The sequence below is a fragment of the Streptomyces sp. MA5143a genome, assembly GCF_900290235.1.
In the GTDB taxonomy this organism is placed as follows: Bacteria; Actinomycetota; Actinomycetes; order Streptomycetales; family Streptomycetaceae; genus Streptomyces.
Map to the genome: position 1 here is coordinate 1 of NZ_OLMK01000077.1, position 26,039 is coordinate 26,039.

General features: G+C 71.8%; 20 protein-coding genes and 1 pseudogene. 8 read left to right on the top strand and 13 right to left on the bottom strand.

What is annotated here, in order from left to right; genetic code table 11:
• Nucleotides 1-47 precede the first annotated feature (47 nt).
• Both SMA5143A_RS44830 and SMA5143A_RS30420 read right to left on the bottom strand, forming a co-directional pair.
• Nucleotides 48-218: a fibronectin type III-like domain-contianing protein gene (locus SMA5143A_RS44830; RefSeq protein WP_375136564.1), complete on the bottom strand. Its 171-nt coding sequence runs from the start codon at nucleotides 216-218 to the stop codon at nucleotides 48-50.
• 158 nt (nucleotides 219-376) lie between these two features.
• Nucleotides 377-1,548: pseudogene (locus SMA5143A_RS30420) on the bottom strand (glycoside hydrolase family 3 protein); the annotation flags it as partial.
• A 204-nt stretch (nucleotides 1,549-1,752) separates the two neighbouring features.
• On the opposite strand from SMA5143A_RS30420, the gene SMA5143A_RS30425 reads away from it, so the two are divergent.
• Complete coding sequence (locus SMA5143A_RS30425; RefSeq protein WP_181362078.1) at nucleotides 1,753-3,003, top strand: pyroglutamyl peptidase; 1,251 nt, start codon at nucleotides 1,753-1,755, stop codon at nucleotides 3,001-3,003.
• A gap of 13 nt (nucleotides 3,004-3,016) precedes the next feature.
• On the opposite strand, the gene SMA5143A_RS30430 is transcribed toward SMA5143A_RS30425, so the two are convergent.
• The 4 genes from SMA5143A_RS30430 to SMA5143A_RS30445 form a co-directional block, all read right to left on the bottom strand.
• Nucleotides 3,017-3,874: an EI24 domain-containing protein gene (locus tag SMA5143A_RS30430; protein ID WP_107465983.1), complete on the bottom strand. Its 858-nt coding sequence runs from the start codon at nucleotides 3,872-3,874 to the stop codon at nucleotides 3,017-3,019.
• Nucleotides 3,875-3,931: 57 nt separating this feature from the next.
• Complete coding sequence (locus SMA5143A_RS30435; protein WP_107465984.1) at nucleotides 3,932-5,107, bottom strand: SGNH/GDSL hydrolase family protein; 1,176 nt, start codon at nucleotides 5,105-5,107, stop codon at nucleotides 3,932-3,934.
• Between the two features lie 13 nt (nucleotides 5,108-5,120).
• The gene (locus SMA5143A_RS30440) at nucleotides 5,121-5,699 is read right to left on the bottom strand and encodes a TetR/AcrR family transcriptional regulator (RefSeq protein ID WP_107465985.1); all 579 of its coding nucleotides are present in this window, start codon (nucleotides 5,697-5,699) and stop codon (nucleotides 5,121-5,123) included.
• A 189-nt stretch (nucleotides 5,700-5,888) separates the two neighbouring features.
• Nucleotides 5,889-6,674: a thioesterase II family protein gene (locus SMA5143A_RS30445; RefSeq protein ID WP_107465986.1), complete on the bottom strand. Its 786-nt coding sequence runs from the start codon at nucleotides 6,672-6,674 to the stop codon at nucleotides 5,889-5,891.
• 348 nt (nucleotides 6,675-7,022) lie between these two features.
• Here SMA5143A_RS30445 and SMA5143A_RS30450 point away from each other — a divergent pair, with 348 nt between their 5' ends.
• From SMA5143A_RS30450 to SMA5143A_RS30460, 3 genes are all read left to right on the top strand, one after another.
• Nucleotides 7,023-9,578, top strand: a complete 2,556-nt coding sequence (locus SMA5143A_RS30450; protein ID WP_107465987.1) for a M14 family zinc carboxypeptidase — start codon at nucleotides 7,023-7,025, stop codon at nucleotides 9,576-9,578.
• Between the two features lie 88 nt (nucleotides 9,579-9,666).
• Nucleotides 9,667-10,839, top strand: coding sequence for a serine hydrolase domain-containing protein (locus SMA5143A_RS30455; RefSeq protein ID WP_107465988.1), 1,173 nt, complete (start codon nucleotides 9,667-9,669; stop codon nucleotides 10,837-10,839).
• 235 nt (nucleotides 10,840-11,074) lie between these two features.
• Nucleotides 11,075-12,502 (top strand): FG-GAP and VCBS repeat-containing protein, encoded by a 1,428-nt coding sequence (locus tag SMA5143A_RS30460; protein ID WP_258193817.1) that lies wholly within the window; start codon nucleotides 11,075-11,077, stop codon nucleotides 12,500-12,502.
• A gap of 60 nt (nucleotides 12,503-12,562) precedes the next feature.
• Here the strand turns inward: SMA5143A_RS30460 and SMA5143A_RS30465 are convergent, their stop codons facing one another.
• Nucleotides 12,563-13,585 carry an NADP-dependent oxidoreductase gene (locus SMA5143A_RS30465; protein WP_107465989.1) on the bottom strand — a complete coding sequence of 341 codons (1,023 nt, stop codon included), beginning with the start codon at nucleotides 13,583-13,585 and terminating at the stop codon, nucleotides 12,563-12,565.
• 137 nt (nucleotides 13,586-13,722) lie between these two features.
• On the opposite strand from SMA5143A_RS30465, the gene SMA5143A_RS30470 reads away from it, so the two are divergent.
• Nucleotides 13,723-14,160, top strand: coding sequence for a MarR family winged helix-turn-helix transcriptional regulator (locus tag SMA5143A_RS30470; protein WP_107465990.1), 438 nt, complete (start codon nucleotides 13,723-13,725; stop codon nucleotides 14,158-14,160).
• Nucleotides 14,161-14,239: 79 nt separating this feature from the next.
• Here the strand turns inward: SMA5143A_RS30470 and yjfF are convergent, their stop codons facing one another.
• From yjfF to SMA5143A_RS30500, 6 genes are all read right to left on the bottom strand, one after another.
• The gene (gene yjfF / locus SMA5143A_RS30475; protein ID WP_107465991.1) at nucleotides 14,240-15,268 is read right to left on the bottom strand and encodes a galactofuranose ABC transporter, permease protein YjfF; all 1,029 of its coding nucleotides are present in this window, start codon (nucleotides 15,266-15,268) and stop codon (nucleotides 14,240-14,242) included.
• Nucleotides 15,268-16,392, bottom strand: a complete 1,125-nt coding sequence (locus tag SMA5143A_RS30480) for an ABC transporter permease (protein WP_107465992.1) — start codon at nucleotides 16,390-16,392, stop codon at nucleotides 15,268-15,270. Before SMA5143A_RS30480 ends, yjfF begins: the two co-directional genes overlap by 1 nt.
• On the bottom strand, nucleotides 16,389-17,921 hold the full coding sequence (locus SMA5143A_RS30485) for a sugar ABC transporter ATP-binding protein (protein ID WP_107465993.1): 1,533 nt from the start codon (nucleotides 17,919-17,921) through the stop codon (nucleotides 16,389-16,391). The genes SMA5143A_RS30480 and SMA5143A_RS30485 overlap by 4 nt, the downstream gene beginning before the upstream one ends.
• A gap of 92 nt (nucleotides 17,922-18,013) precedes the next feature.
• Nucleotides 18,014-19,024, bottom strand: coding sequence for an ABC transporter substrate-binding protein (locus tag SMA5143A_RS30490; protein WP_107465994.1), 1,011 nt, complete (start codon nucleotides 19,022-19,024; stop codon nucleotides 18,014-18,016).
• Nucleotides 19,025-19,176: 152 nt separating this feature from the next.
• Nucleotides 19,177-20,226: a LacI family DNA-binding transcriptional regulator gene (locus SMA5143A_RS30495; RefSeq protein ID WP_107465995.1), complete on the bottom strand. Its 1,050-nt coding sequence runs from the start codon at nucleotides 20,224-20,226 to the stop codon at nucleotides 19,177-19,179.
• A gap of 1,338 nt (nucleotides 20,227-21,564) precedes the next feature.
• On the bottom strand, nucleotides 21,565-22,392 hold the full coding sequence (locus SMA5143A_RS30500) for an SCO2400 family protein (protein WP_107465996.1): 828 nt from the start codon (nucleotides 22,390-22,392) through the stop codon (nucleotides 21,565-21,567).
• 249 nt (nucleotides 22,393-22,641) lie between these two features.
• Between SMA5143A_RS30500 and SMA5143A_RS30505 the strand changes: the two genes are divergently transcribed.
• The 3 genes from SMA5143A_RS30505 (at nucleotide 22,642) to SMA5143A_RS30515 (ending at nucleotide 25,914) form a co-directional block, all read left to right on the top strand.
• Complete coding sequence (locus SMA5143A_RS30505) at nucleotides 22,642-23,805, top strand: mandelate racemase/muconate lactonizing enzyme family protein (RefSeq protein ID WP_107465997.1); 1,164 nt, start codon at nucleotides 22,642-22,644, stop codon at nucleotides 23,803-23,805.
• Nucleotides 23,802-24,824: a zinc-dependent alcohol dehydrogenase gene (locus SMA5143A_RS30510; RefSeq protein WP_107465998.1), complete on the top strand. Its 1,023-nt coding sequence runs from the start codon at nucleotides 23,802-23,804 to the stop codon at nucleotides 24,822-24,824. The genes SMA5143A_RS30505 and SMA5143A_RS30510 overlap by 4 nt, the downstream gene beginning before the upstream one ends.
• A gap of 121 nt (nucleotides 24,825-24,945) precedes the next feature.
• The gene (locus tag SMA5143A_RS30515; RefSeq protein ID WP_107465999.1) at nucleotides 24,946-25,914 is read left to right on the top strand and encodes a hypothetical protein; all 969 of its coding nucleotides are present in this window, start codon (nucleotides 24,946-24,948) and stop codon (nucleotides 25,912-25,914) included.
• Nucleotides 25,915-26,039: the final 125 nt, after the last annotated feature.

A 26,039-nucleotide genomic window follows, 5' to 3' on the forward strand; every position in this document is an offset into this window, starting at 1 on the left:
GGGGAGGGGGAGGGCCCCCCCCCCCCCCCCCACGCCTGCGCCTGCGGCTACGCCTCGATCGTGGTGCTGACTCGGCGGTCGGCGATGGAGCGGCCCGCCGCCAGCTCGTACGGACCCTTCCGGTACGTCCAGGAGTCGGTCGTGCCGTCCCAGGTCTCGAAGGCCCTGCGCGGGAGTTCGACGGTCGTCTCCACCGTCGCTCCGGGGGCCGCCTCCACCGTCGCGAAGCCGGCCAGCCGGCCAGCCGGCGCGCCGGGCGGTCGGCGTCGGGCGCGGTCGGGGCGAGGTAGAGCTGGACGACCTCGCGGCCGGGGCGGGTGCCGGTGTTGCGCAGGCGTACCGTCGCCGTGGTGGTACCGGTGACCTCGATGGACTCGTAGGTCGGGGCGCCCTCGGGGAGGGCTGCGGTGAGGCCGTCGAGCGGGGAGACGACCCGGGCGGGGAAGACGGTGGCGGAGCCGCCGCCGAGGACCCGGGCGTCGCGGGCGGCGGCGCCGACGAGGGCGACCGTCGCGCCCGGCTCCAGGGGGAGCTCGGGCCGCTCGCCTCGGGTCTCGTTGCGTACGAGGACGAAGGAGCGGCGGGCGATCTCGCGGGCCAGGGCGGCGCCGTCGACGGGCGCGGGCGGCTCGGGGACGACCGGGTCGGCGCCCTTCAGGACGCCGACGCGGGCGGCGAGCCGCAGGACGCGGCGGACCGCCTCGTCGACCTGGGCCTCGGTGGCCTCACCGGCGCGTACGGCGGCGGCGAGGGCCTCGCCGTAGACGGTGACGGGGCCGGGCATGGCGACGTCGAGGCCGCCGGTGAGGGCGCCGGTGGTGGAGCGGGCGGCCGTCCAGTCGGAGACGTTGAAGCCGTCGAAGCCCCATTCGCCGCGCAGGACCTCGTTCACGAGGTAGTGGTGCTCGGTCATCGTGGTGCCGTTGACCGTGTTGTAGGCGGTCATGATGCCCCAGGGGTGGGCGTTCTCCACGATCGCCTCGAAGGGCGCCAGGTACAGCTCGCGCAGGGCGCGTTCGGAGACCAGGTTGTCGACGGTGAAGCGGTCGGTCTCGGCGTCGTTGGCGACGAAGTGCTTGACGGTGGTGCCGACACCGCCGGACTGGACGCCCTTCACATAGCCGGTGCCGATCTCTCCGGTGAGGTACGGGGCCTCGCTGTACGCCTCGAAGTGGCGGCCGCCGAGCGGTGAGCGGTGCAGGTTGACGGTGGGGGCGAGCAGCACGTGGACGCCCTTGCGGCGGGCCTCCTGGGCGAGCAGCACACCGGCCCGGCGGGCCAGTCCGCGTCCCAGGTGGCGGCGAGGGCGGTCGGGGACGGCAGGGCGACGGAGGGGTCGTCGGCGGTCCAGCGGACGCCTCGTACGCCGATCGGGCCGTCGGACATCACCAGGGAGCGCAGGCCGATCTCGGGGAGGGCGGGCAGCGTCCAGAAGTCCTGGCCGGCGAGGAGCCGGGCCTTCGCGTCGAGGTCGAGCGCGGTCAGAGCCGCGTCGACGACGGCCTCGCGAGCCGCCTCGTCGGCCGGGGTGGCGTGGGTGCCCGCCATGGGGTCCCGGGAGGGCTGAGCCCCGGTCCCGCACGGCACGCGGCATGGCGTGCGTCCCTTCCGTCACGCGATACTGCCGCGGTCCGGGCTACACCCCCCGCGGCGCGCTCGCGCCACAGCTACGGAAGGACTCGAACTCCCTTGCATTCCACAGGACTTGGTTTCAGGTTGGGGCGGCGCGGCAGGACCTCGGCGCGGGGAGCGGTGGGGCTGGTGGCCCTGTTCGCGGGGCTCGCCGTGCCCGGACCCGCCGCGGCTTCCGGCTCGGGTCCGGCTGCGGCCCCCGGGGCCTCGGCGGCCCTCACCGTCGAGGAGCAGCGGCTCGACCGTGCGGTGCCCCAGGAGATTCTGCGGCGGTCCGGATTCGACGGGGTGGCAGCGGAGTTGGAGCGGGCGCTCGCCGGGGCGCGGTCGTACGAGCAGGCGGAGCGGATCGTCGTCCGTGAGGGATCGCGGCTGTGGACGCGGGCCGTGGACCGGGCACAGGGGCGGGGGCCGGCGGGCGGTGACCTCAGCCGGGACGACGACCGGCCGCTGTACTGGGCCCGGTTGGGCATGACGCGGGAAGTACGCGAGTGGGCACCGAAGTTCGGGCTGAGCGACGCCCGACGGGCCTCGCTGCTGGGGAGGCTGGAGCAGTCGTCGCGGGGGCAGGACGCGATCAGTTATCCCCGCTCCGCCGACGGGAAGGGGCTGAAGCGGATCCTCGTCACCGGGTTCGACCCGTTCACCCTGGACCGGGACATCCGGATCTCCAACCCGTCCGGGGCGACCGCACTCGCGCTCGACGGCACGGTGATCCGGACCGCCGACGGTCCGGCGCGGATCGAGACGGCCGTCTTCCCCGTCCGCTGGCAGGACTTCGCCGACGGGACGGTGGAGCGCACCCTGCGCGGGCAGCTGCCCCGGGTGGACCTCTTCGCCACGGTCAGCCAGGGCCGGGTCGGGCGCTTCGACATCGAGCGCACCAACGGGGCCTGGCGGGGCGGCTTCCCCGACAACGACGACGTCGCGCGCACCGAGACCGTCCCGGTGACCGATCCCGCCACCCAGCCGCAGTGGACGTCGACGACCCTGCCGTACGCGGAGATCGTCGCCGCGGCCACGGGGCGCTTCCCGGTGTACGACAACACGAGCGTGACGGAGATACCGGCGGGCGGCACCGCGGCGGTCGTCCGGCCGGAGGGGCCGACCGCGGGCTCGACCGCCAGGGCCGGGGGCGGCGGGAACTACCTCTCCAACGAGATCGCCTACCGGGCGACGCTGCTGCGGGACCGGCTGGGGCTGCACGACACGCTGCCGGGCGGGCATGTGCACACGCCGGTGCTGGAGTTCGGGGCGGGCAACACCGACCCGGCGACCGGGACGGTCACCGACCCCGAGTTCGTGCGGAACCGGCTGGACATCATCGCGCAGGTACGCGCCATCGTGGGGGTGGCCGCGGACGCGTCGTGACCGGCTCGGGCGGTCAGCGCACCTGGGGCTTGGTCCAGGGGTCCGCCGGCCGGGGCCGGGGCGCGTGGCCGCCGCCGGGGCCGCCGCTCCGGCCGTCGTGGTCGTCGTGGTCGTCGCCGCCCGTCGTCTCCTCGCCGAGGAGGTCGCGGACCATCAGGGTGGCGCCCGCGACGGCGCCCGGCATCAGGAAGACGGCGACGAACGGGACGAGGAAGGCGAGGCCGAGCGGGGTGCCGAAGCCCCACACCAGCATCCGGCGGGAGCGCAGCAGCCCGAGCCGGTCGCGGAGTTCGACCCGGCGGCGCTGGAGGGCGACCCCCGTCAGCTCCTCGGTGAGGAAGAAGCCGGTCACGAAGAAGCCGATGACGGGGACGACGGTCTGCCCGACGAACGGGACGAAGCCGAGGCCGAAGAGCAGGACGCCCCACAGGGCCGCCCTGGCGACGATACGGAGGCTGTCGCGGGCCGAGATCCACAGCTCCCGCCAGAACGGCAGACCGGACTCGGGGGCGGTGCCGTCGGGGGACACGTCACGGTCGACCTTCTCGGAGAGGTTCTCGTAGAAGGGCTGGCCGATGAGGAGGGTCATGGCCGTGAAGGTCACGACGGACAGGAGGAGGGCGAGCGCGAACAGGACCGCGGTGAGGAGACCGCGGAAGAGCCCGGACCAGGGGCTGGACCAGTCGTGGGCGAAGGGGGTGCACCAGGCGACGAAGTCCGGGCCCCACACCGCCAGGGCGGTCAGGGCGGCCAGGTAGAGGACCAGGGTGATCAGGCCGGGGATCAGGCCGAAGCCGTACTGCTTGCCGTGCCGGGCCACCCACTTCTGGCCCTGGACGAGATAGTGGAAACCCACCCCTAGATCGCGCATGGCAGCACTTTATCCGTGGGGTGGGCGGGCGGGCAGGGCCAGGGGGGCCGCGGCCCCTCAGGGTGCGAAGGGGCCCTCGGCGGTGAAGGCGCGGGCGGCGAAGCGGCGGGCCATGAGCCGCTGGGTGGCCGCGTCCGGGTGGAGGTCGTCGGGGAGGGGATGGGCCTCGGCGTCCTTCTCGCCGTACAGGTCGCGGCCGTCCAGGTGGTGGAGGTTCGGGTCGCTCTTCGCCCGGTCCGCGACCAGCCGGGCGAGTTCGGTCCGGATCACCTCCAGGCTGAGCTTGCCCAGGGGCACCTCGGCGGGGTCGCCCATGGCGCGGAAACGCAGGCGGCCCTCCCCAACGCCGGTGAAGTCGGGGGCGCAGGGGCCGGGGGTCGTCTCGTGGATGGGGCACAGGATGGGCGAGACGACGAGGAGGGGCGTCGTGGGGTGGCCGTCGCGGACGGTGTCGAGGAAGCCGTGCACGGCGGGGGCGAAGGCCCTCAGCCGCATGAGGTCGTGGTTGACGATGTTGATGCCGATCTTGAGGCTGATCAGGTCGGCGGGGGTGTCACGGATGGTGCGGGCGGTGAACGGGTCGAGGAGGGCGCCGCCGCTGAAGCCCAGGTTGAGAAGTTCGACACCGCCGAGGGAGGCGGCGACGGCGGGCCAGGTACCGGTGGGGCCGGTGGCGTCGGAGCCGTGGCTGATCGAGCTGCCGTGGTGCAGCCAGGTCCGGCGGCCGGGGTCCGGGGCCGGCTCCACGGGGGCGTCGGTGCGCAGCGCGACCAGTTCGGTGGTCTCGTTGTGCGGGAGCCAGATCTCGACGGTCTTGTCGGTGGCCGGGAGGTCCGTGAAGCGGACGGTGCCCGGGGCTCCCGGTTCGCGCTCGGTGGTTCCGGCCGTCATGTCGATGGTGAGGGTGTGGCCCGAGGTGACGCTCCCCCGGCCGGTCGGGACGCCGTCCACGAGCAGTTCGTAGACACCGTCCGGGCGGGGCGGGGCACCGACGTAGTTCCGCTTGGTGGGCAGGGTGTCGAGCTCGACGGCGGTCGCCCGGGTACGGAAGACCAGGCGTACGCCGGAGGGCTGGGCCTCCGCCATGGCGAGTTGGGGGTCGGGGCACTGGGCGCGGGCGCGTGCGGGGAGCCGGTGCGGGAGCAGACCGTGCTCGGTGCGCTCCAGGTCGAGGGCGCCGCGCAGCAGGTCGGCCGTGAGGGAGGTGCTGATCCAGTGGTCGTCGGTGTGCATGCCTCACCTGGGGTCAAGGGGCGGAGGGTGCGGGCCAGTTGCGCAGCAGCGCGTCGAGGGCGTCGAGCAGCCGGGTCCAGGTCTCCTCGGAGTCGGGGAGGCTGTGGCTGAACCCGCCGCCGAGTTCGAGGCTGACGTAGCCGTGGAAGAAGCTGCCGAGCAGCCGGACGGCGTGGGTCTGGTCCGGTTCCGCCAGGTCGTAGCCGCGCAGGATCGCCCGGGTCATCCGGGCGTGCCGGACGCCCGCGCCGGCGGCGGCTGTCTCGGGGTCGAGCCGCATCCGGGCGGCGGTGGCACGGCCGGGGTGTTCGCGGGCGTAGTCGCGGTACACGTTCGCCATGGCGGCCAGGGCGTCCTTCCCGGCCCGTCCGGCGAGCGCGGCGGCGCCCCGGTCGGCGAGCTCCTCCAGGGCGAACAGGGCGATACGGGTCCGCAGGTCGTGGGAGTTGCGCACGTGCGAGTACAGGCTGGCCACCTTGACGTCGAACCGCCGGGCCAGCGCCGAGACGGTCACCTCGTCGAACCCGACCTCGTCGGCCAGCTCCGCGCCCGCCCGGACGAGACGTTCCGGGGTGAGCCCCACCCGCGCCATGGTCTTCCTCCCACCGAGTGGGATCGATTATGGAATTGCCTAAGGGTGTTAGGCAAGCGGGCATGGGTTTTAGGTTGCCCGGACGTGCCGTGGCCCGGCCTTGACCCTCATGGGTGTGAAGGCCGGTGCGAGCCGGTCAGCCGCGCGGGTCGGTCAGCCGGCGCGGGCCCGCAGCAGTTCTCGGGTCGGTCAGCCGGCGCGGGCCGGCAGCAGTTCCCGGATCAGGGCGACGACGTCCTCGGGGTGGTCGTTGAGGAAGAAGTGGCCGCCCTCGAACACGCGGGTGCGGAAGTCGCCCGAGGTCTGCTCGCCCCAGCCCCGGACCTCCTCGACGGTCGCCTGCGGGTCCCGGTCGCCGGCCAGGGCGACCACGGGGCAGGACAGGGGGCGGCCGGGGGTGTCCTCGTAGGAGGCGAGGGCCCGGTAGTCGCCGCGCAGTGCCGGAAGGATCAGCTCCAGCAGCTCCGCGTCGTCGAGGATCATGGCGTCGGTGCCGCCCAACCCCCGGATGCGGCGGACGAGTTCGGCGTCGTCCACCGGCCAGTACAGGTTGCGGTCGCGGCCCCGGGCCGCGGAGGGCGCGCGGCGGCCCGACACGACGAGCAGCCGGGGCTCACCGCCGGGCAGCCGGGCGAGCCGTACGGCCACCTCGTACGCCAGGGAGGCCCCCATGCTGTGGCCGAGCAGCGCCCGGGGCCGGTCGCCCGGCGGGCCCAGCGCCTCGGCGATCAGGTCGGCCAGCAGATGCAGATCCTCGACCGGCGCCTCGGACAGCCGGTCGAGGCGTCCCGGGTACTGCACGGCCGCCACCTCCACGGCCGGGGCGAGGGCGACGGCCAGGGGCCGCCAGTAGGCGGCGGAGCCGCCCGCGTGCGGGAAGCAGACCAGTTCGCAGTCGGCGTCGGCACCGGGTGCGGCCGGGGGGTTGCCCGCCTGCGGGAAGCGGCGCAGCCAGACGTCTTCTCGGCGGTTCACCCTCGCCCGACCTCCGCCCGCGCGCCCGACGGCCGTGTCACGGCCCCCACTTCGCGGTGCGTCCGCGCCTCACCAGACATCCAGGGCCCTCTCGAACGGGTTCGTGCGTCGTGCGACAGCACCCGCATCGTCGCATCCCCGCGTCCCCCGCCGTCCGGCACTTCCCCACGACGTCCGCCCACCGAGCCGTCCTGCCCGCCCCACACCCCCAACACACCCACGCCACCGCCCTGTTCGAAACCTCCGTGACGCGGGGGCCCTCTTGTTGCGCGGGAGTCGAACAGGTAGACCACCTGTGGTCGACACCCGCTCACCGGCCGTCAAGGATCCCCCACTCCAGGAGGTAGTGTGCGTCCGCCCCGACCCGGTCCGAGATCCACGCTGTTCAGTGCCGCCGTCGTCGCCGTCACCGCCGGCGCGCTGCTCATCGCCCCCTCTCCCGCGGGCGCCGACCCCCGGCCGACGGTCCGCGAGGGCGACCCGCTCCCCCGGGGCGCGTCCGACGCCCCCGCGAGCGCGGCCCGCCGGGCCCTCACCGCACCCGAGACCGACCTGGCGGACGACGCCGGGCGCGCCGTCCGCGGCTACCCCCGCGAGCAGGTCCTCGCCCCGGACCCGGAGAACCCCGCCGACAAGTCCATCAAGCTGGGCCTCACCCCGTACCACGCCATCGCCCCCAAGCTGAACGCCCTCCAGGCGCTCGGCGACCGGGTGAGCGTCGAGATCGCCGGGCGCTCGGCCGGCGGCCACCGTCTCTACCTGGTCACCGTGACCGCCCCGGAGACCGCGCGGCAGGCCCGCGCCCAGGCCCGGATGCGCGAACGCATCGAGCACGCGCCCCGGCTCGCGGCCAAGGACCGGACCCTCAGGAAGACGTACAAGACGCCCGTCTTCTTCAACAACAACATCCACGGCAACGAGTGGGAGGGCACCGACGCGGCCCTGCGGCTCGTCGAGCGGCTCGCGAAGGCGAAGGACCCACGGACGAAGGACCTGCTGGCGCACAGCCGGCTGTACTTCAACATCACGGCGAACCCGGACGGCCGGATCGCGGGCACCCGGACCAACGCGAGCGGCTTCGACATGAACCGCGACTTCGTGACCGCCTCGCAGCCCGAGGTGCGCGCGATGCGGCGGATCCAGATCGGCAAGCAGCCGGCCGTCATGCTCGACCTGCACGGGTACGTCAACGGCACCCTCATCGAGCCGACCACTCCCCCGCACGGCGAGAACTACGAGTACGACCTCTTCCTGAAGAACACCTACGCCAACGCCCTGCGCATGGAGGCCGCCGTCAACGGCCTCGGCTACACCCACGACAAGGACGGCGTGGACCCCGCCCAGATCCCGTTCCGCGACGCGGAGGAGGGCTGGGACGACTGGCCCCCGGTCTTCACCCCGCAGTACGCGGCTTTCCACGGCACGGTCGCCGCGCACACCGTGGAGATACCGCTCCAGGTCAACAACGCGGCGTACGAGTCGCTGCCGGTCGCCGAGCTGCGCCGCCGGTCCGCGATCAACGTGGACGTGGCGGGCGCGGCCATGGAGGCCACCCTCGGCTTCGTGCGGGAGAAGCGGTCCTCGCTCCTCGCCGACCAGATCGAGGTGTTCCGCCGCGGTGCCGCGGGCGCCGCCCAGGTGCCGGTGTCCGAGGAGACGGTGCCCGGTGTGCCCGGCATCGGCCCGGAGGACGTGTACACGGCCGAGTTCCCCCGCGCGTACGTCGTCCCGGCGGGCCGTACCCAGCGTTCCGCGACGGCCGCCGCGCGCCTCGTCGACCATCTGATCGCCAACGACATACGCGTCACCCGCGCGACGACCGGCTTCCGGCTCGGCGGACGGGCGTACCCGAAGGGGTCGTACGTCGTCGACATGCGTCAGGCCAAGCGCGGGCTGGCCAACGCGCTGCTGGCGGACGGGCGGGACATCAGCGACAAGGTATCGGTGATGTACGACATCTCCGGCTGGAGTCTCGGCCGGCTGTGGGGCGCGACCGTCGTGGCGGCGCAGAGCGGCCGGGTGGCGGCGCTGCCCGTGCGCCCGGTGCGGTCCGCGGCCCCCGTCGGCCGGGTGGCGCCGCACGGGACGCTCCGTCTGCGTCTCGACTCGCCGCAGGAGATCGCCGCCCTCAACTCCCTGCTGAGGGACGGCGTCCGGGTGCGGCAGGCGGCCGACGGCAGCGCTCTGGTGCCGTCCTCGGCCCGCCGGAAGGCGGCGGCGCTCGCCCGCTCGCACGACGTGGTGTTCGCGTCGACGAGGGCGAGCGGCGGCCCGGTGCTGCGGCCCGTCCGGGTCGCGGCGGCGGTCTCGGCGGGCGAGCTGTTCGCGCTGCGGGAGATGGGCTTCGACGTGGTCCCGGTGTCGACCTCGGTCCTCAACGCGGGCTTCGACTGGTCGCGGGCCGATGTGCTGTTCGTGTCGTCCGGTCTGTCGTACGGCGGGCTGAACGCGGCCGCGCGGACGGCGCTGACCGGCTTCCTCGCCGGTCACGGCCTCGTCGGCGGGGGCGCGGCCGGGGCCGCGCTCGGCAACGCCACCGGCCTGCTGAAGGCGACGGCGGTCGAGGGCAACGGGGACGCCAACGGCGTGGTGCGCGTGGTGAACGCGGGCGGACCGGTGACGGGCGGCGCCCCCGACCACGGCTTCGTCTACGCGCCCGTCTGGTTCACCGGCCTCGGCCCCGAGGTCACCGTGGAGCAGTCGTACGGCAGGGGTGACCCGCTGGTGTCCGGGCACTGGCGGCCCCAGGGCGACGGGAGCGGCGGCCCGGCAGCGGCGGCGGGGCAGGCGTCCGTGGTCCGCGGCCCGCACGCGGTCCTCTTCGGCACCGAGCCGCTGTTCCGCGCCCATCCGAAGGGGGAATTCCCGCAGGTGGGGCGGGCGTTGCTGACGGTGTCCCGATAGACCGCGCGATCAGTCGACCGTCGGAGGCGGTCGTGGACCGCCTGCGGCGGTCGGCGACCGTCGTCGGCCGAGCAAGGAGAGCACAGGTATGACCGAGGCGAACCGGACGGTCACCGTCCATGGCACGGTGGCCGCCGGATTCGAGGAGGTGCGGGAGCGCTTCACCGCGTTCGTGGCGGGCGAACGCCCGGACTACGAGGGCCAGTTGTGTGCCCATGTGCGCGGGCGCCGGGTCGTGGACCTGTGGGTCGGCCCCGACGGGGAGGCGTCCGCGGACGCGCTGCACGGCGTGTTCTCCTCCACCAAGGGGGCCGCCCATCTCGTGGTCGCGCTCCTCGTCCAGGACGGCGTCCTCGACCTGGACCGCGAAGTCGCCCACTACTGGCCGGAGTTCGCGGCCGAGGGCAAGGGGGCGGTGACGCTGCGGGAGCTGCTGGCACACCGGGCGGGCCTCCTCGGCCCGGACACCGGGTTCACGGCCGAGGAACTGGCCGACGACCGGGTCATCGCCGAACGCCTCGCCGGGCAGCGCCCGTTCTGGCGTCCCGGCGCCGCCTTCGGCTACCACGCGCTCGTCATCGGCGCCCTGACGGGAGAGGTCGTGCGCCGCGCCACGGGGCGTTCGCTCCAGGAGGTGTACGAGGAGCGGATCCGCGCCCCGTACGAGCTGGACTTCCATCTGGGGCTGCCGGCCGGTGACGAGCCGCGCTACCGCTCCGTCCAGCCGATGCTGCCGACGCCCGCCCAGCAGGCGGAGCTGGACGCGGTGGAGCAGGGCCCGCACACGCTGGCGGCGATCGCCTTCAACTCGCAGATCCCGGGGGCCGACGACCTGACCTCCTTCCCCAACTCCCGTCTCGTGCGGGAGAAGGGCCAGTCGTCGGCGGGCGGCACGGCGTCGGCCCGCGGTCTCGCCGGGATGTACGCGGCGGCCGTCGACGGGCTGAACGGCCGTCCGGCGCTGCTGAAGCCGGACACGGTCGCCGCGTTCGGCCAGATCCACTCCGTCGGCCACGACCTGGTGGCCCGCGCCCACAAGGCGTTCGGGCTCGGTTTCCAGGCCACCGCCGAGAACGCCTACCCGTTCCTCGGCGCCGGCGCCTTCGGGCACAGCGGCGCCGGTGGCTCCCAGGCCTTCGCCGACCCGCGCAGCGGCCTCGCCTACGGCTACACCCGGCGCCGCATGGCCTACCCGGGCGGGGCGGCACCGGAGAACGTGGGCCTGGTGCGGGCGGCCCACGCGGCGGCCCTGAAGGTCTGACCCGAGCGGCCGCGACCGAGCGGCCGGAACCGGGCTACCGAACGCGACGGAGTCCGCACCCCACGTCCAGGGGTGCGGACTCCGTCGTGTGCAACGAACGCGACCGGGGCGCGTCACGGGGGGCCCACTCCCGCTGGCGGGACCCGCCGTGCTCACGGAGTTCCTGCGGTGTACAACCTTCACTCGCGGTGATCCGTCTCCCGTTGCGTCACACACGTTCCGCACAGGAGGCACCGTGCCCCGCCGCACTCTCACCGCCGCGATCGCCGTCACCGCGCTCGCGACCCCCCTCGCGCTCTTCGCCACCTCCGGCACGGCGTCGGCCGCGCCCGTGCCGCCGCGTACGCCGATGACCGACTTCAACCACGACGGGCACGCCGACCTCGCGGTCGCGGCGCCCTTCGGGACCGTCGGCGGTGTGGAGAAGGCCGGTTACGTCTCGGTCGTGTACGGCACGGCCTCCGGGCCCGGAACGGCGGGCCACCAGACGATCAGCCGGGCCACTCCCGGCGTCCCCGGCGAGCTCCAGGGCACCTTCGCCTTCGGTGTCCAGACCCTCCCCGGTGACCTCGACGGCGACTCGTACACCGACCTGCTCGTGGCGAGCGGCGGCGACGACGGCGAGCCGACCGTGCTCTGGGGCTCCAAGGACGGCCTCACCGGCCAGAACACCGTTCTGCCGTACCGGTACTCCGAGTTCGCCCTCGGCGACTTCAACGGCGACGGCAAGCGCGACCTCGTCGTGAACTCCGCCCCGAGCGACGACCCGGACGTCTCCGGGATGACGATCCAGTACGGCCCGTTCACCCGCGACGGCAGGACACGCACCCAGGACAGCATCATCACGGATGACGGCTCCTCGGGTCTGCGCTCCTTCATCACCGGTGACCTCACGGGTGACGGTGTCGACGACATCGTCACCACGCACGGCTTCGAGGAGATGCAGCACGAGGCCCACTTCTGGAAGGGGTCGAGGACCGGCGTCGGCCACACCTCCAAGGCCCTCGGCACGGCGTACAGCGGCACCGTCGGCGATGTCGACGGCGACGGCTACGGCGACCTGATCACCCGCGACATCGGCAACGTCAGCGAGGTCATCGACGACTCTCCGGGCCGCATCATCATCCAGTACGGCGGCTCCACCGGACCGAGCAACTCGCGCAAGAAGGTCATCACCCAGGCCACCGCAGGGGTTCCCGGGGCGAGCGAGCTGCACGACGCCTTCGGCGCGTCCCTCAGCGCCGGTGACGTGAACGGCGACGGCAGGGCGGAGGTCGCGGTCGGCGTTCCCGGCGAGAGCCTCGGCGCGGCCACCGGTACCGGCGCGGTGATCCTGCTCAAGGGCGCGTCCAGGGCCGCCGGCGGCATGACCGGCAAGGGCGCGATCGCCTACAACCAGTCCACCGCCGGCGTGCCGGGTGTCTCCGAGTCGGGCGACGACTTCGGCCGCCGGGTGAGCCTCTCCGACCTGAACAAGGACGGCAAGGCGGACCTGACCGCGACGGCCCCCGGCGAGGACGGTGCCTTCGCCGACTCGGGCGCCCTGTGGAACCTCTACGGCTCCGCGAGCGGCCTGACCGCGACGGGCGCCGGCACGCTCAGCCCCGTGAAACTCGGTGCCCCCGAGAAGGACGCCAAGTTCGGCCACACGTTCGGGGGCTGACCGGTTTCGGCGCCGGGGCGAGACCGACCGCGATTCGACCTCGCCGGACGAACGACAAGATCAGAGCTTGACGATCATCTTGCCCGTGTTGTCGCCGCGCAGGACGCCGAGGAAGGCCTCCAGGTTGTTCTCGATGCCCTCGACGACGGTCTCGCGGTACTTGAGGGCGCCCGAGGCGACCCAGGGGCCGACCTCCTGGACGAACTGCGACTGGAGGTCGTAGTGGTCGCCGACGAGGAAGCCCTGGATGCGGCCGCGGGTCTGGATGAGGCGGGCGAGGTTCTTCGGGCCGGGGGCGGGCTCGGTGTTGTTGTAGACGGAGATCATGCCGCAGACGGCGATCCGGCCGTCGCGGTTGAGCTGCCCGATGGCGGCCTCCAGATGGTCGCCGCCCACGTTGTCGAAGTAGACGTCGACGCCGTCGGGCGCCGCCTCGCGCAGCTGCTCGGCGACGGAGCCGTTCTTGTAGTTGAAGGCCGCGTCGAAGCCGTACTCCTCGACGAGGAGCTTGACCTTGTCGTCGGAACCGGCCGAGCCGATGACGCGGGAGGCGCCCTTGAGCTTGGCGATCTGGCCGACCTGGCTGCCGACGGCACCGGCGGCGCCGGAGACGAAGACGGAGTCGCCCTCCTTGAAGGAGGCGGTGCGCAGCAGACCGGCGTAGGCGGTGAGGCCGGTCATGCCGAGGACACCGAGGTAGGTGGACAGGGGCGCGGCGTCGGGGTCGACCTTGACGGCCTGCTTGGCGTCGAAGGTGGCGTACTCGCGCCAGCCGCCGAAGTGCAGCACGTGGTCGCCGACGGCGATGCCGTCCGCCGCGGAGGCGACGACCTCGCCGACGGCGCCGCCCTGCATGGCCTTGCCCAGCTCGAAGGGGGCGACGTACGACTTGGCGGCGCTCATGCGGCCGCGCATGTACGGGTCCACGGAGAGGAACTTGTTCCTCACCAGGACCTCACCGGCGGCGGGCTGCCGGATCTCCGCCTCGACCAGGGCGAAGTCCTCGGACTTCGGCCAGCCGACGGGGCGGCTGAGCAGGCGCCATTCGCGGCTGGTGGCGGGGAGGGCGGAGGTGTCGGACATGGGGGGCCTTCCTGCGGGTGCGTGCGGCGTACGGATCACCGGGGTCGTCCGTACATACCGTGCGGTTACTTCAGTACCTGAAACAACCATGCTCCTGAATATTTCATGCTGTCAAGTAAAGGGGTAGCCTGGAGAGCATGGCCACACAGAGGACGACACCCCGCGCCGACCCGTTGACCGTCGAGGTCGTCGAACTCATCGGCACCGTCGTGGCCCGCTACCACGCGGAGTACGAGGACGCCGCGGCCGAGCACGCCCTCACCGGAGCGCAGGCCCGCCTCCTCGGGCTCCTTTCCCTCGAACCGCTCCCCATGCGTCAGCTGGCCCAGAAGTTGCGCTGCGAGCCGTCGAACGTGACCGGCATAGTGGACCGGCTGGAGGCCCGGGGCCTGGTCGAGCGCCGCCCCGACCCCAAGGACCGCCGGGTGAAGCTGGCCGCCGCGACGACGGAGGGCCGCCAGGTCGCCCGCGGCCTGCGCGAGTCCCTGAACTTCGCCCGGGAGCCACTGGCCGGCCTGTCGACGGAGGAACGGGAGTCCCTGCGGGACCTGCTGCGGCGGATGCTGGAGGCGTAGCGCATCAACGACAGCGGCCCGGCGCACGAGGTTCGTGCGCCGGGCCGCTGTCGGTGTCGAGGACGGCTGTCGCCGGCGGTCAGGTCTTCTTGCGGGACGTCATCGCGCGCTGGATCAGGATGAACGCGCACAGCAGGACACCCGTGGCGATCTTCGTCCACCAGGAGCTGAGGGTGCCCTCGAACTGGATGATGCTCTTGATGAGGCCCAGGACGAGGACGCCGAACAGCGTGCCGATGACATAGCCGGAGCCGCCGGTCAGCAGGGTGCCGCCGATGACGGTCGCGGCGATCGCGTCGAGTTCCATACCGACGGCGTGCAGCGGGTCACCCGACTGGATGTACAGCATGAACAGCAGGCCGGCCAGGGCCGAGCAGAAGCCGCTCACCGTGTACACGGCGATCTTGGTGCGGCCCTGCGGGAGACCCATCAGCATCGCCGACTGCTCGTTGCCGCCGATGGCGTACACACGGCGTCCGAAGCGCGTGTAGTGCAGCACGTAGAACGCCACGCCGATGACCACCAGGGCCGCGATCGCACCGATCGACAGATCCCCCAGGCCGAGCGACACCCGCGTCTGAGCCAGGCTGCTCACCGAGGCGTCGCTGACCGAGATCGACTCCTCGGTGATGACCAGGCACAGTCCACGGAAGAGGAACAGTCCGGCGAGGGTCACGATGAACGGCTGGATCTCGAAGTTGTGGATCACATAGCCCATCAGGAAGCCGCCGAACGCTCCGACGCCCAGGGCGAGGAGGACGGCGAGCGGCAGCGGCACCCCCTGGCGCTCCACCATCCAGGCCGTGAACATCGTCGTGAAGCCGATGACGGAGCCGACGGAGAGGTCGATGCCGCCGGACAGGATGACGAAGGTCGCGCCGACGGCGGCCACCAGCAGATAGCCGTTGTCGATGAACAGGTTCAGGAAGACCTGCGGTTCACCGAAGCCGTAGTTCTGGTAGCGGCTCAGGCCCGCGATGTACATCACGAGGAAGAGCGTGGCGGTCACCAGGACCGGCAGCCGACGGTCGCCCAGCAGCGTGCCGAGCTTGGACGGCGGCGTCGTACGGCTGTCCGGTGCCGTCGGGGTCTGGGTGGTCGCGCTCATCACGACACCTCCATCTTGGGGGCGGCCTCGGCGGTCGTGACGGTCTTCGCCGGCCCGGCGGCGGCGCTGCCGCCGCTCGCCGCACCGGACTTGGGCCCGAACTTGGCGCCGAAGACCTTCGCGCGGAACTTCGGGGACTGGAGCAGGCAGACGACGATGACGACCACGGCCTTGAAGACCAGGTTCGTCTGGGTCGGGACGCCGATCGTGTAGATCGTGGTCGTGAGGGTCTGGATGACCAGGGCGCCGATCACCGTGCCGCCGATGGAGAACCGGCCGCCCAGCAGCGACGTACCGCCGATGACGACGGCGAGGATGGCGTCCAGCTCGATCCACAGACCCGCGTTGTTGCCGTCCGCGGCCGAGGTGTTGGAGCTGATCATCAGGCCGGCGATGCCCGCGCACAGGGCGCAGAAGATGTACACCATGATCTTGATGCGGCGGGAGCGGATGCCGACCAGGCGGCTGGCCTCGGCGTTGCCGCCGACGGACTCGACGAGCAGACCGAGGGCCGTGCGGCGGGTCAGCAGGACGGTGACGGCCACGACGACGGCCACCACGAAGATGGAGAACGGCAGGGTCAGCCAGTAGCCGCCACCGATCAGCTTGTACGGCTCGCTGTTGACGGTGATGATCTGGCCGTCGGTGATCAGCTGGGCGACACCGCGCCCGGCGACCATGATGATCAGCGTGGCGATGATGGGCTGGATGCCCATGCGGGCGACCAGGAAGCCGTTCCACAGACCGCAGACCACCGCCGCGACGAGGCCGATGCCCATGGCCAGGAATACCGCGGACAGCGCGTTCTGGTCGGCCTGGTCACTGATGTACGAGCAGGTCAGGGCTCCGGTGATGGCGACGACCGCGCCCACGGAGAGGTCGATGCCGCCGGTGGCGATGACCAGGGTCATACCGACCGCCACCAGGATCAGCGGCGAGCCGAACAGCACGATCGAGACGAGGCTGCCGTAGAGGTGGCCGTCCGTCATCTTGATCGAGAAGAAGTCGGGGGTGAAGGGCACGTTGACGAGCAGCAGGGCTACCAGGACCGCGACCGGCCAGAACAGGTGGTGGTGCGTCAGCGCCCGCCAGCGGGACGTCGTGGCTGCGGATGGGGTGCTCACTGGTCTTCTCCGCTCGCGATGGTCTCCAGGATCCTGCTGGTGGTGATCTCCGGCCCGTTGGTCAGGCGCGCCACCAGCTTGCGGTCGCGCAGCACGCCGATGGTGTGGCTGAGGCGGAGGACCTCCTCCAGCTCGGCCGCGATGTAGAGCACGGACATGCCGTCCTCGGAGAGGGACACCACGAGTTTCTGGATCTCCGCCTTGGCGCCGATGTCGATGCCGCGCGTGGGCTCGTCGAGGATCAGCAGCTTGGGCTGGGTGATCAGCCAGCGGGCGAGCAGCACCTTCTGCTGGTTGCCGCCGCTGAGCTGGCCGACGCGGGCCTCGGGGTTGGCGGGGCGGATGTCGAGGGCCTTGATGTACTTGGCCACGAGTTCGTCGCGCTGCGCGGCCGGGATGGGCCGGGTCCAGCCGCGGGCCGCCTGGAGGGCGAGGATGATGTTCTCCCGCACCGTCAGGTCCGGTACGAGGCCCTCGGCCTTGCGGTTCTCCGAGCAGAACGCGACCCCGGCGCCGATGGCGTCGTTGGGGGCGTTCATCGGGACCTGCTTGCCGCCCACGGCGACCTTGCCGCTGTCGGGCTGGTCGGCGCCGAACAGCAGCCGGGCGAGTTCGGTGCGGCCCGAGCCGAGCAGTCCGGCGAGGCCCACGACCTCGCCCTTCTTGATCTCCAGGTCGAAGGGGGCGATACCACCGGTGCGGCCGAGTCCCTCGGCGTGCAGCAGGGTCTCGCCGACGTCCGCGCGCAGCTGGTGCTCGTGGAGCTCCTCCAGCTTGTCCAGCTCCTTGCCGATCATGAGCTGGATGAGGCCGACCTGGTCGAGGTCGCTCACCATATGCTCGCCGACGAGGGTGCCGTTGCGCAGGACGGTCATGCGGTCGCAGATCTCGTAGATCTGGTCGAGGAAGTGGGAGACGAAGAGGATCGCCACGCCGTCGTCCTTCAACCGCCGCATGAGGCGGAAGAGTTCGAGGACCTCGTCCCGGTCGAGGCTGGACGTCGGCTCGTCGAGGACGAGTACCTTGGTGCCCTGGCCCTCGCCGTCGCCGCTGCTCACCGACCGTACGATCGCGACCAGTTGCTGCACGGCCAGGGGGTACGCGGACAGCGGGGCGGTCACGTCGATGTCGAGGCCGAGCCGGTCGACGAGCTCCGCGGCCTCCTTGCGCATCCGCTTCCACTGGATGCGGCCGAAGCGGGTGGGCTCACGGCCGATGAAGATGTTCTCCGCCACCGACAGGTTGGGGCAGAGGTTGACCTCCTGGTAGACGGTGTTGATGCCGGCCTGCTGCGCCTGGAGGGGGCTGGCGAACCGTACGGACTTCCCGTCGAGGGTGATCGTGCCGCCGTCCAGGGAGTAGACGCCGGTCAGCACCTTGATCAGGGTGGACTTGCCGGCGCCGTTCTCGCCCATGAGGGCGTGGATCTCGCCGGGGAAGAGCCGGAAGTCGACGCCCGACAGAGCCCGTACCCCCGGAAACTCCTTGACTATGCCCGTCATCTCCAGGACGGGCCGTGGCTCTGCCATGGCAGCGCTCCTCTTGGATTTCGTTCAGGCCCGCAGGGAGCCCCGGGACCGAGGGATCGGTCGGCCGGAGGCTCCCTGCCGGAAGGTGCGGGTCAGTACTTGCGGGTGGGGAGGGCGTCCTTGGCCTGGTCCTGCATGAAGTCGCTCTCCTTGGTCTTGATCCAGCGCTCGACCGAGCCGCCGTCCTTGACCGTCTTCACGACCTCCATCAGCTGGGGGCCGAGCAGCGGGTTGCACTCGACGATGGCGTTGATCTTGCCCTCGGACATGGCCACGAAGCCGTCCTTCACGCCGTCGATCGAGACGATCAGGATGTCCTTGCCGGGCTTCTTGCCGGCCGCCTCGATGGACTGGATGGCGCCGATGGCCATGTCGTCGTTGTGCGCGAAGAGGACGTCGATGTCCGGGTTGGACTGGAGGAAGGCCGCCATGACCTGCTTGCCGCCGGCGCGGGTGAAGTCACCGGTCTGCGTGACGACGATCTTCCAGTCGTCCTTGTGCTCCGCGTCCATGACCTCCTTGAAGCCCTTGGCGCGCTCGATCGCGGGGGCGGAACCGGTGGTGCCCTCCAGCTGGGCGATCTTCACCTTGCCCTTGTGGCCGGCCTTCTCCAGGACCTTCTCCAGGATCTTGGCGGCGCGACGGCCCTCGTCCGTGAAGTCGGAGCCCACCAGGGTCACGAACAGGGACTCGTCCTTGGTCTCCACGGAGCGGTCGGTGAGGACCACCGGGATCTTCGCGGCCTTGGCCTCCTGGAGCACCGCGTCCCAGCCGGTGACCTTCACCGGCGAGAAGGCGATGACGTCCACCTTCTGCGCGATGAAGCTGCGGATCGCGGAGATCTGGTTCTCCTGCTTCTGCTGGGCGTCGGAGAACTTCAGGTTGTAACCCGCCTCCTTGGCCGCCGACTTGACCGAGTCGGTGTTGGCGCTGCGCCAGCCGGACTCGGAGCCGACCTGGGAGAAGCCGAGGGTGATCTTCTTGTCACCGCCGCCGCCGGAGGAACCACCGGTGCCGCCCCCGTCCTCCTTCGCGCAGGCCGCCAGACCCGTCGCTGCCGCCACGCCGACCGCCGCGGTGAGGAAGTTCCTTCTGTTGAGCATGTGTCTTCTCCTTTGAAGAGCCGGTCCGGGTGGACCTGCTGGTACTGGGTGGACCGGCCGCATGACGTCCAGCCTGTCGATCATCGTTCGAAATGTCGGCCGTACTGAGGGATGCTGAGGAATGGTCAATTCGGGGTGGGTGGGACGCCGGGTCAGCCGGGTGGTGCGGTCCCCGGCGGGGACGCGTACGGGTAGGTGCTGGCCCGGACGACGAGTTGGGGTTCGATGGCGATGCGGGTCGGACCCGAGGGGGTCCGGCCCTCGATCAGGTCCAGGAGCAGTGCGATGCTCCGTTGGCCCACCGCGGAGAAGTCCTGTCGGACCGTGGTGAGCGGTGGTGCGAAGAACTCCGACTCGGGGATGTCGTCGTAGCCGACCACGGCGACGTCCTGGGGAGTGCGTACGCCGGCCTCGCGCAGGGCCCGCAACACCCCCAGGGCCATCTGGTCGTTGGCTACGAAGACGGCGGTCAGACCACGGCCCACCCAGCCGGCGAGTTCCTGGCCCGCACGGTAACCCGAAAGCGGGCTCCAGTCACCCCTCAGGGGCATCGGCGGTTCCACGCCTGCCTCTTCGAGGGTCTCCCGCCAGCCGACGACCCGGTCGGCGGCCTCCTGCCAGTCCTCGGGACCGGCGAGGTGCCAGACCGTACGGTGGCCGGCGGCCAGCAGGTGACCGGTGGCGAGCCGGGCACCGAGGTACTGGTCGACGTTGGCGCTCGGGACCGTGGACGCGGAGCCCGTGCCCACGGCCACCACCGGGAAGGGGCGGCGGAGTTCGGCGAGGGCCTCGACCGCCGACCGCTGCGGGGCGATGGCGATCACACCCTCCACCCCGCCGTCGCTGAGGTGGTCCAGAGCCTCGGAGAGGGTTTCCACGGTCAGCTTGCGCAGACTGACCGTCGAGACCAGGTACCCCTCGGCCCGGGCCGCCTCCTCCAGCGCGAACAGGGTGCTGGCCGGTCCGTAGAGCGTGGTGTTCGAGGCCACCACACCCAGGGTCCGGGTGCGCCGGGTGGCCAGGGCCCGCGCGGAGGAGTTGCGACGGTAGCCCATCTCCTCGATCGCGCGCTGCACCCTGGCGCGGGTCTCGTCCCGCACGTTGGGGTGGTCCCCCAGGACCCGGGAGACGGTCTGGTGGGACACCCCCGCGAGGCGGGCGACGTCCGCCATGGTGGGCGGCCGGAGCGGTGAGTGTGTCACGGCCGCACCTCCTCGGCGGTCGTCGGCGGATAAGACCTCTGCTGCGGGCGGAGCGCTCCGCGTCGGCGGTTTCACGCCGGGGTTCCGGACGTTCCCATGGCACCGGCGGGGAAAGCGGGTTGGAGTACTGCTGGCATGACGCTCGTACCTCCTCGGGTGCCGTCGAGAATCGACTGGTGAATGCGGACGTCATTGTGAGCGCTAACAATTCCCGCGGGTCAAGAGGGCTGCGGCAGGGAAGTCGTCACGGTTGAGTAACGCGACCTCCCGCCCGGGTCGCGCCGGGCCCCTTCCCGGACGCGCGTTACGCCCATGAAAAACGCCCAGGTCCTGCGGTGTTGACACCACGAGCCCTCGCTTCACCACCCCCGCCGAGCGCCTCTCGGGCCACCGCTGTGGACATGCGCCACGGAGGTGTTCGCGACACCATCGCCGAGCCCATGAGGCCCTGCGCGAGGGCCCTCAAGAGCCGCCACGGGACCGGGATCGAGCCTGTGACGCCGGGTGCCGTTGAGGGGCGCTCACGGCGGCTTCGAGGCGGGTGCGCGGGCGGCTTCGGGGCGGCCCCGGGGGCTTCGGGGCGGCCCCGGGGGCTTCGGGGCGGGGGTGCGCGGGGGCTTTGGGGGGCGCGGGGGTGGGGCGGGGTGCGCGCGGGTGCCGGCGGGTGTTGCTCAGGCTTCGGGGAGAGCCCCGTCGGGGCCGAGGGTGGACCACCCCGGCCGCGCCGAGGTCAGCTCGGGCCCGCGGCCTCGCCGGGTTCGCCGTCCGGTCCCGCACCGACGTCCTGACCTGCGCTCATGCCGGGCCGGCGGCCACCGCCACCGGCCCCTGGGAGAGCCCTCGCGCCCGACGGGCCCGCCCGCCGGGAAACCGTGCTCTGCCGGCGCTCCCAGCAGGAACTCCGCGCCTTGGAGGCGCCGCCCGACGACAGTTTTGCGCCAACGAGCAGCAGCCAACAGGAATTCCGCCCGCCACAGCACCACGAGGCAGGATCCCGCACGCCACAGCGCCGCTCGGCGGAATCCCGCACCTCACGAGCACCCAGCCAGGACGGGATCCCCGCGCCCTCACGAGCACCCAGCCAGAACGGGATCCACGCACCCTCAGGGACGCCCAGCCAGGTCCGAACCGCCCGCACCCGCACGAGCACCCAGCCAGGACGGAACCGCCCGCACCCGCACGAGCACCCAGCCAGGACGGAACCGCCCGCACCCGCACGCCGCAGGCCATCCGGCAGGGCACCGCACGCCGCAGGCCATCCGGCAGGGCACCGCACGCCGCAGGCGACCCGGCAGGTCCACGCGCCACGGATCCCCGCCGCGCAAGCCCCGCTCAGCCCTACGAGCACCACCACAGAAAGCGCGTGCAGGTTTCGGACGGGGACGGGGTGGGCGTGGGCTTCGGGGTGGTGGGGGCCGAGTTCGGGGGGTCGGGGTCCTGCGGGGCCTCGGTCTCGGCGGGGGCCGCGGCCGTGGGGCGGACCGAGGCGTTCGACGCGGAACGGTCCTTCGGCTTGTCCTCGCCCTCGGCGTCCTCGTCGTCCTTGGACTTGCGGGACTTCGAGGCGGACGGCGAGGGCGAGTCGTCCGGCGACGTGCCCTCCGCGCCGTCCGCCCCGCCCACACCGGAGTCGCCGTCCGGCCCGCCCTCCGCCGAGTCCGCCGGCGACGGGGTGACCGCGTCGTCCACGGACGCCGCGTTCGGGTGCGACGGCGGTGCCTCCATGCCGAGTTCGGCGAGGCTCAGCCCGCCCGCGGCGAGCACCAGCCCCGCCCCGACCAGCAACAGACGCTTGCGACGGCGGCGGTGCGCGGCCGCCCGCCGGTCCCGCCGGGCGGCACGGTCGCCGCGTTCGCGGCCCGTGGACCGGGACCGGGCGGCGCGGGCGGCCCGGCGCCCGCCGGCGTTCACCTCACCGTCGCCCTCACGCGCCTCACCGTCGCCTTCGCGCGCTTCGCCGTACACATCCACTTCGTCGCGCTCACGCGCTTCATCACGCTCATGCGTTTCGTCGCGCTCGTACGCTTCGCCGCGTTCCTCCGTGGTGAAGGCGTCCGATTCGGGCGATGCGCCCATGTACGACCGGCTCTCTTCAGCCGGTGCGCCGCACCCGGGACAAGCCAGGGCGCCGTTGAGGTGCCGTTGGCACGGGTGGCAGTAGTCCATGACGCCGGAAGATTATTTGGCGCGCCGGTGACGTTCCGAGGCGTCCTCGTGAAAGTTGTGTAGGAACCTCGTGTACTGGCGGGTCAGGACGGCTCAAGCCCTGCTCATCGCCCACCTTCGGGACCTTCGTGACGAGACTGTTGTGTGTTCGACCCATTGACACTAAGAGCGCGTCGTCCTTACTGTCGCGCCAGCATTTCGAACGAGCTTCGAAATTTCGAACAGAACCGATGAAGGACAGGGAGCACCGTGCGCATCACGGGAATCAGCACACACGTGGTCGGAACGCCGTGGCGGAACCTGACCTACGTCCAGGTGCACACCGACGAGGGACTCACCGGAGTCGGCGAGACCCGCATGCTGGGCCACACCGACGCCTTGCTCGGCTACTTGCGTGAGGCGGAGGTCAACCACATTCTCGGGTCCGACCCGTTCGCTGTCGAGGATCTCGTCAAGCGGATGAAGTACGGCGACTACGGTCGGGCCGGCGAGATCGTGATGTCCGGCATCGCCGTCATCGAGATGGCCTGCTGGGACATCAAGGGCAAGGCCCTCGGCGTCCCGGTGTGGCAGCTGCTCGGCGGCAAGGTCACCGACAAGGTCAAGGCGTACGCGAACGGTTGGTACACCACCGAGCGCACGCCGGAGGCGTACCACAAGGCGGCGCGGGGCGTCATGGAGCGCGGCTACCGGGCGCTCAAGATCGACCCCTTCGGCACCGGCCACTTCGAACTCGACCACCAGCAGAGCCTGTACGCCGTCTCGCTGATCGAGGCCGTGCGGGACGCCATCGGCCCGGAAGCCGAGCTGATGCTGGAGATGCACGGCCGGTTCTCCCCGTCCACCGCGGTCCGACTGGCCAAGGAACTGGCCCCCTTCAAGCCCGCGTGGCTGGAGGAGCCGGTGCCGCCGGAGAACCTGAAGGCGCTGGAGAAGGTCGCCGCCAAGGTGGACATGCCGGTCGCCACGGGCGAGCGCATCCACGACCGGATCGAGTTCCGGGAGCTCTTCGAGAGCCAGGCCGTGGACATCATCCAGCCGGACGTCGGCCACATCGGCGGCATCTGGGAGACCCGCAAGCTGGCCGCGACCGCCGAGACCCACTACATGCTGGTCGCGCCGCACAACGTGGGCGGCCCGGTGCTGACCGCCGCCTCGCTCCAGGTCGGCTTCACCGCGCCGAACTTCAAGATCCTGGAGCACTTCAACGACTTCGCGGACGCGGACATCAAGAAGGTCATCAAGGGCGCCCCGCAGGTCAACCCCGAGGACGGCTGCTTCCACCTGTCCCACGAGCCGGGCCTCGGCGTCGAACTGGACGTGGACGCGGCGGCGGAGTTCCCGCAGCAGCAGGCCCGCTTCGACCTGTGGGCCGAGGGCTGGGAGCAGCGCAAGCCCAAGGGGACCCAGTGACGACCTCGCCCGACGCGGCCAGCGCCGTCGTCATCGAGGCTCCGGGCGAGCACCGGCTCGTCCCGCACGAGCCTCGGCAACCCGCGGCGGGCGAAGCACTGGTCCGTGTCCACGCCTCCGGGATCTGCGGCAGCGACCGCGAGGTGTATCAGGGCAACAGGCCCGAGGGATACGTCCGTTACCCCCTCGTCCCGGGTCATGAGTGGTCCGGGACGGTGGTCTCCGTCGGCGACGGCGTTCCTTCAAGTCTCGTAGGCCGCAAGGTCGTGGGCGAGGGCTTCCGGAACTGCCAGGTGTGCGACCGCTGCCACGCTGGCGAGACCACGCTGTGCTCGGCGGGGTACGAGGAGACCGGCTTCACCCAGCCGGGCGCCATGGCCACCACACTGACGCTTCCCGCCCGTTTGCTGCACGTTCTCCCGGACGACGCCGATCTGACGGCGGCGGCGCTGCTGGAGCCGGCCGCGTGCATCGCGGCGGCCGCGCTCAAGGCCAACGCGGTCCCCGGGGAGCGGGTGGCCGTCGTGGGCACCGGCACCCTTGGAATGTTCGCCGTTCAGTTCTTGAAGGCGGCGTCCCCGGCCGAGCTGCTCGTCGTGGGCACCCGTCCGGACCGTGCGGAACTGTCCCGGCGGTTCGGCGCCTCGGACTTCCGCACGAAGGACGAGGAGCTGCCCGGCGACTTCGACGTCGTCATCGAGACCGCCGGTTCCGCGGACGCGGCGGTCACCGCCGCCGCGCTGCTGCGGCGCGGCGGACGGCTGGTCCTGACAGGCATCCCGGCGTCGGGCGCGGACGGCCTCGACCCGACGGACCTCGTCGTACGGCAGCTGGAGGTGCACACCGTGTTCGGGGCGCCTCCGGACGCCTGGGCGCACACGGTCCGGGTCTTCGGGGCAGGGCTCCTCGACCCGCTGCCGCTCGTCACGCACGAGCTGCCGCTGCACGAGTTCCCGGAGGCCATCGAGTTGGTGGGTTCCGGCGACCCGAAAGTCGGAAAGGTCCTCCTGCGGCCGTGACACAACCCTGAGTCGTACGCCGGTACGGATGTCCTGACTACTCCGTACCGGCGTACACCCCAAGATTTCTGTGCGATGAGCCGCGAACCTCGTCCGAAATATCGAACCTGAAGGACAGCTTGTGACCGAGACCAACGCTTCGGCGCCCCGTCGGCCCGGCGAGCAGGCGCTCGCCGCGCTCGGCCTGGACGCGCCCGCCCTCGACCCCGCCGACGCCTCTCCGCACACCTTCCCCGGCGGCGGCCGCTGGCGCACCGAGGTCCCCTCCGTGGAGGGGCCGGAGGCGCTCGCCGTGGTCCTCAAGGAGGCCTCGCGGCTCGACGTGCCGATCCACCGGATCAGCCAGGGCAGCGGTGTCTGGATGCTCACCGACGCCGAGATCACCGAGATGGTGGAGGCGACGGCCGAGCGCGACATCGAGCTCTGCCTGTTCACCGGCCCCCGCGGCACCTGGGACATCGGCGGCTCCACCCGTACCGACTCCCGGGGCGCCGGGCTGCGCGCCCGTGGCCACGACGCGGTCGCCGGCTGCGTGGAGGACGCCGTGCGCGCGACCGAGCTGGGCGTGAAGTGCCTGCTCGTCGCCGACGAGGGTGTGCTGTGGACGCTGCACCGCGCCCGTGAGGCGGGCATCCTGCCGGCCGACACCACCTTCAAGGTCTCGGCGCTCATCGGCCCGGTGAACCCGACCGCGTACGCCGTCTACGAGAACCTCGGCGGCGACTCGATCAACGTGCCGAGCGATCTGACGCTCGATCACCTCACCGAGATCCGGCGGGTGTCGGGCGCTCCGATGGACATGTACATCGAGGCGCCCGACGACCTCGGCGGCTACGTGCGGATGTACGAGGTCGCCGAGCTGATCCGGCGCGGCGCGCCGATCTACCTGAAGTTCGGCCTGTCCAAGGCGCCCGGGATCTACCCCTACGGGCACCACATGCGCGACGTGACGCTGTCGACCGCCAAGGAGCGGGTGCGGCGCGGTCGGCTCGCTCTGGACCTGCTGGCGCGGCACGGGGCGGACGGCGACATGGCGCCGCTCGGCACGCGTCTGCCGGGGAACCTGAAGCGATTTTGTAATCCCGCATAACGAACCGGCCAACTGTCTTCACAGAAGAAGACGCGGTCACACAGAATCCCCCACATCTTCTTCTGGCGTCCTTTCGGCTCCTCCCTCGCTCGCGAAGCGCCGTCCTCACCGCCAGAACGTTCCAG

Coding starts and splice junctions, on each gene's coding strand:
- SMA5143A_RS30455 (WP_107465988.1), top strand. CDS start 9,667: ATGACCGAGGCGAACCGGACGGTCACCGTCCATGGCACGGTGGCCGCC.
- SMA5143A_RS30430 (WP_107465983.1), bottom strand. CDS start 3,874: ATGCGCGATCTAGGGGTGGGTTTCCACTATCTCGTCCAGGGCCAGAAG.
- SMA5143A_RS30485 (WP_107465993.1), bottom strand. CDS start 17,921: ATGGCAGAGCCACGGCCCGTCCTGGAGATGACGGGCATAGTCAAGGAG.
- SMA5143A_RS30470 (WP_107465990.1), top strand. CDS start 13,723: ATGGCCACACAGAGGACGACACCCCGCGCCGACCCGTTGACCGTCGAG.
- SMA5143A_RS30435 (WP_107465984.1), bottom strand. CDS start 5,107: ATGCACACCGACGACCACTGGATCAGCACCTCCCTCACGGCCGACCTG.
- SMA5143A_RS30490 (WP_107465994.1), bottom strand. CDS start 19,024: ATGCTCAACAGAAGGAACTTCCTCACCGCGGCGGTCGGCGTGGCGGCA.
- SMA5143A_RS30500 (WP_107465996.1), bottom strand. CDS start 22,392: ATGGACTACTGCCACCCGTGCCAACGGCACCTCAACGGCGCCCTGGCT.
- SMA5143A_RS30440 (WP_107465985.1), bottom strand. CDS start 5,699: ATGGCGCGGGTGGGGCTCACCCCGGAACGTCTCGTCCGGGCGGGCGCG.
- SMA5143A_RS30465 (WP_107465989.1), bottom strand. CDS start 13,585: ATGTCCGACACCTCCGCCCTCCCCGCCACCAGCCGCGAATGGCGCCTG.
- yjfF (WP_107465991.1), bottom strand. CDS start 15,268: ATGAGCGCGACCACCCAGACCCCGACGGCACCGGACAGCCGTACGACG.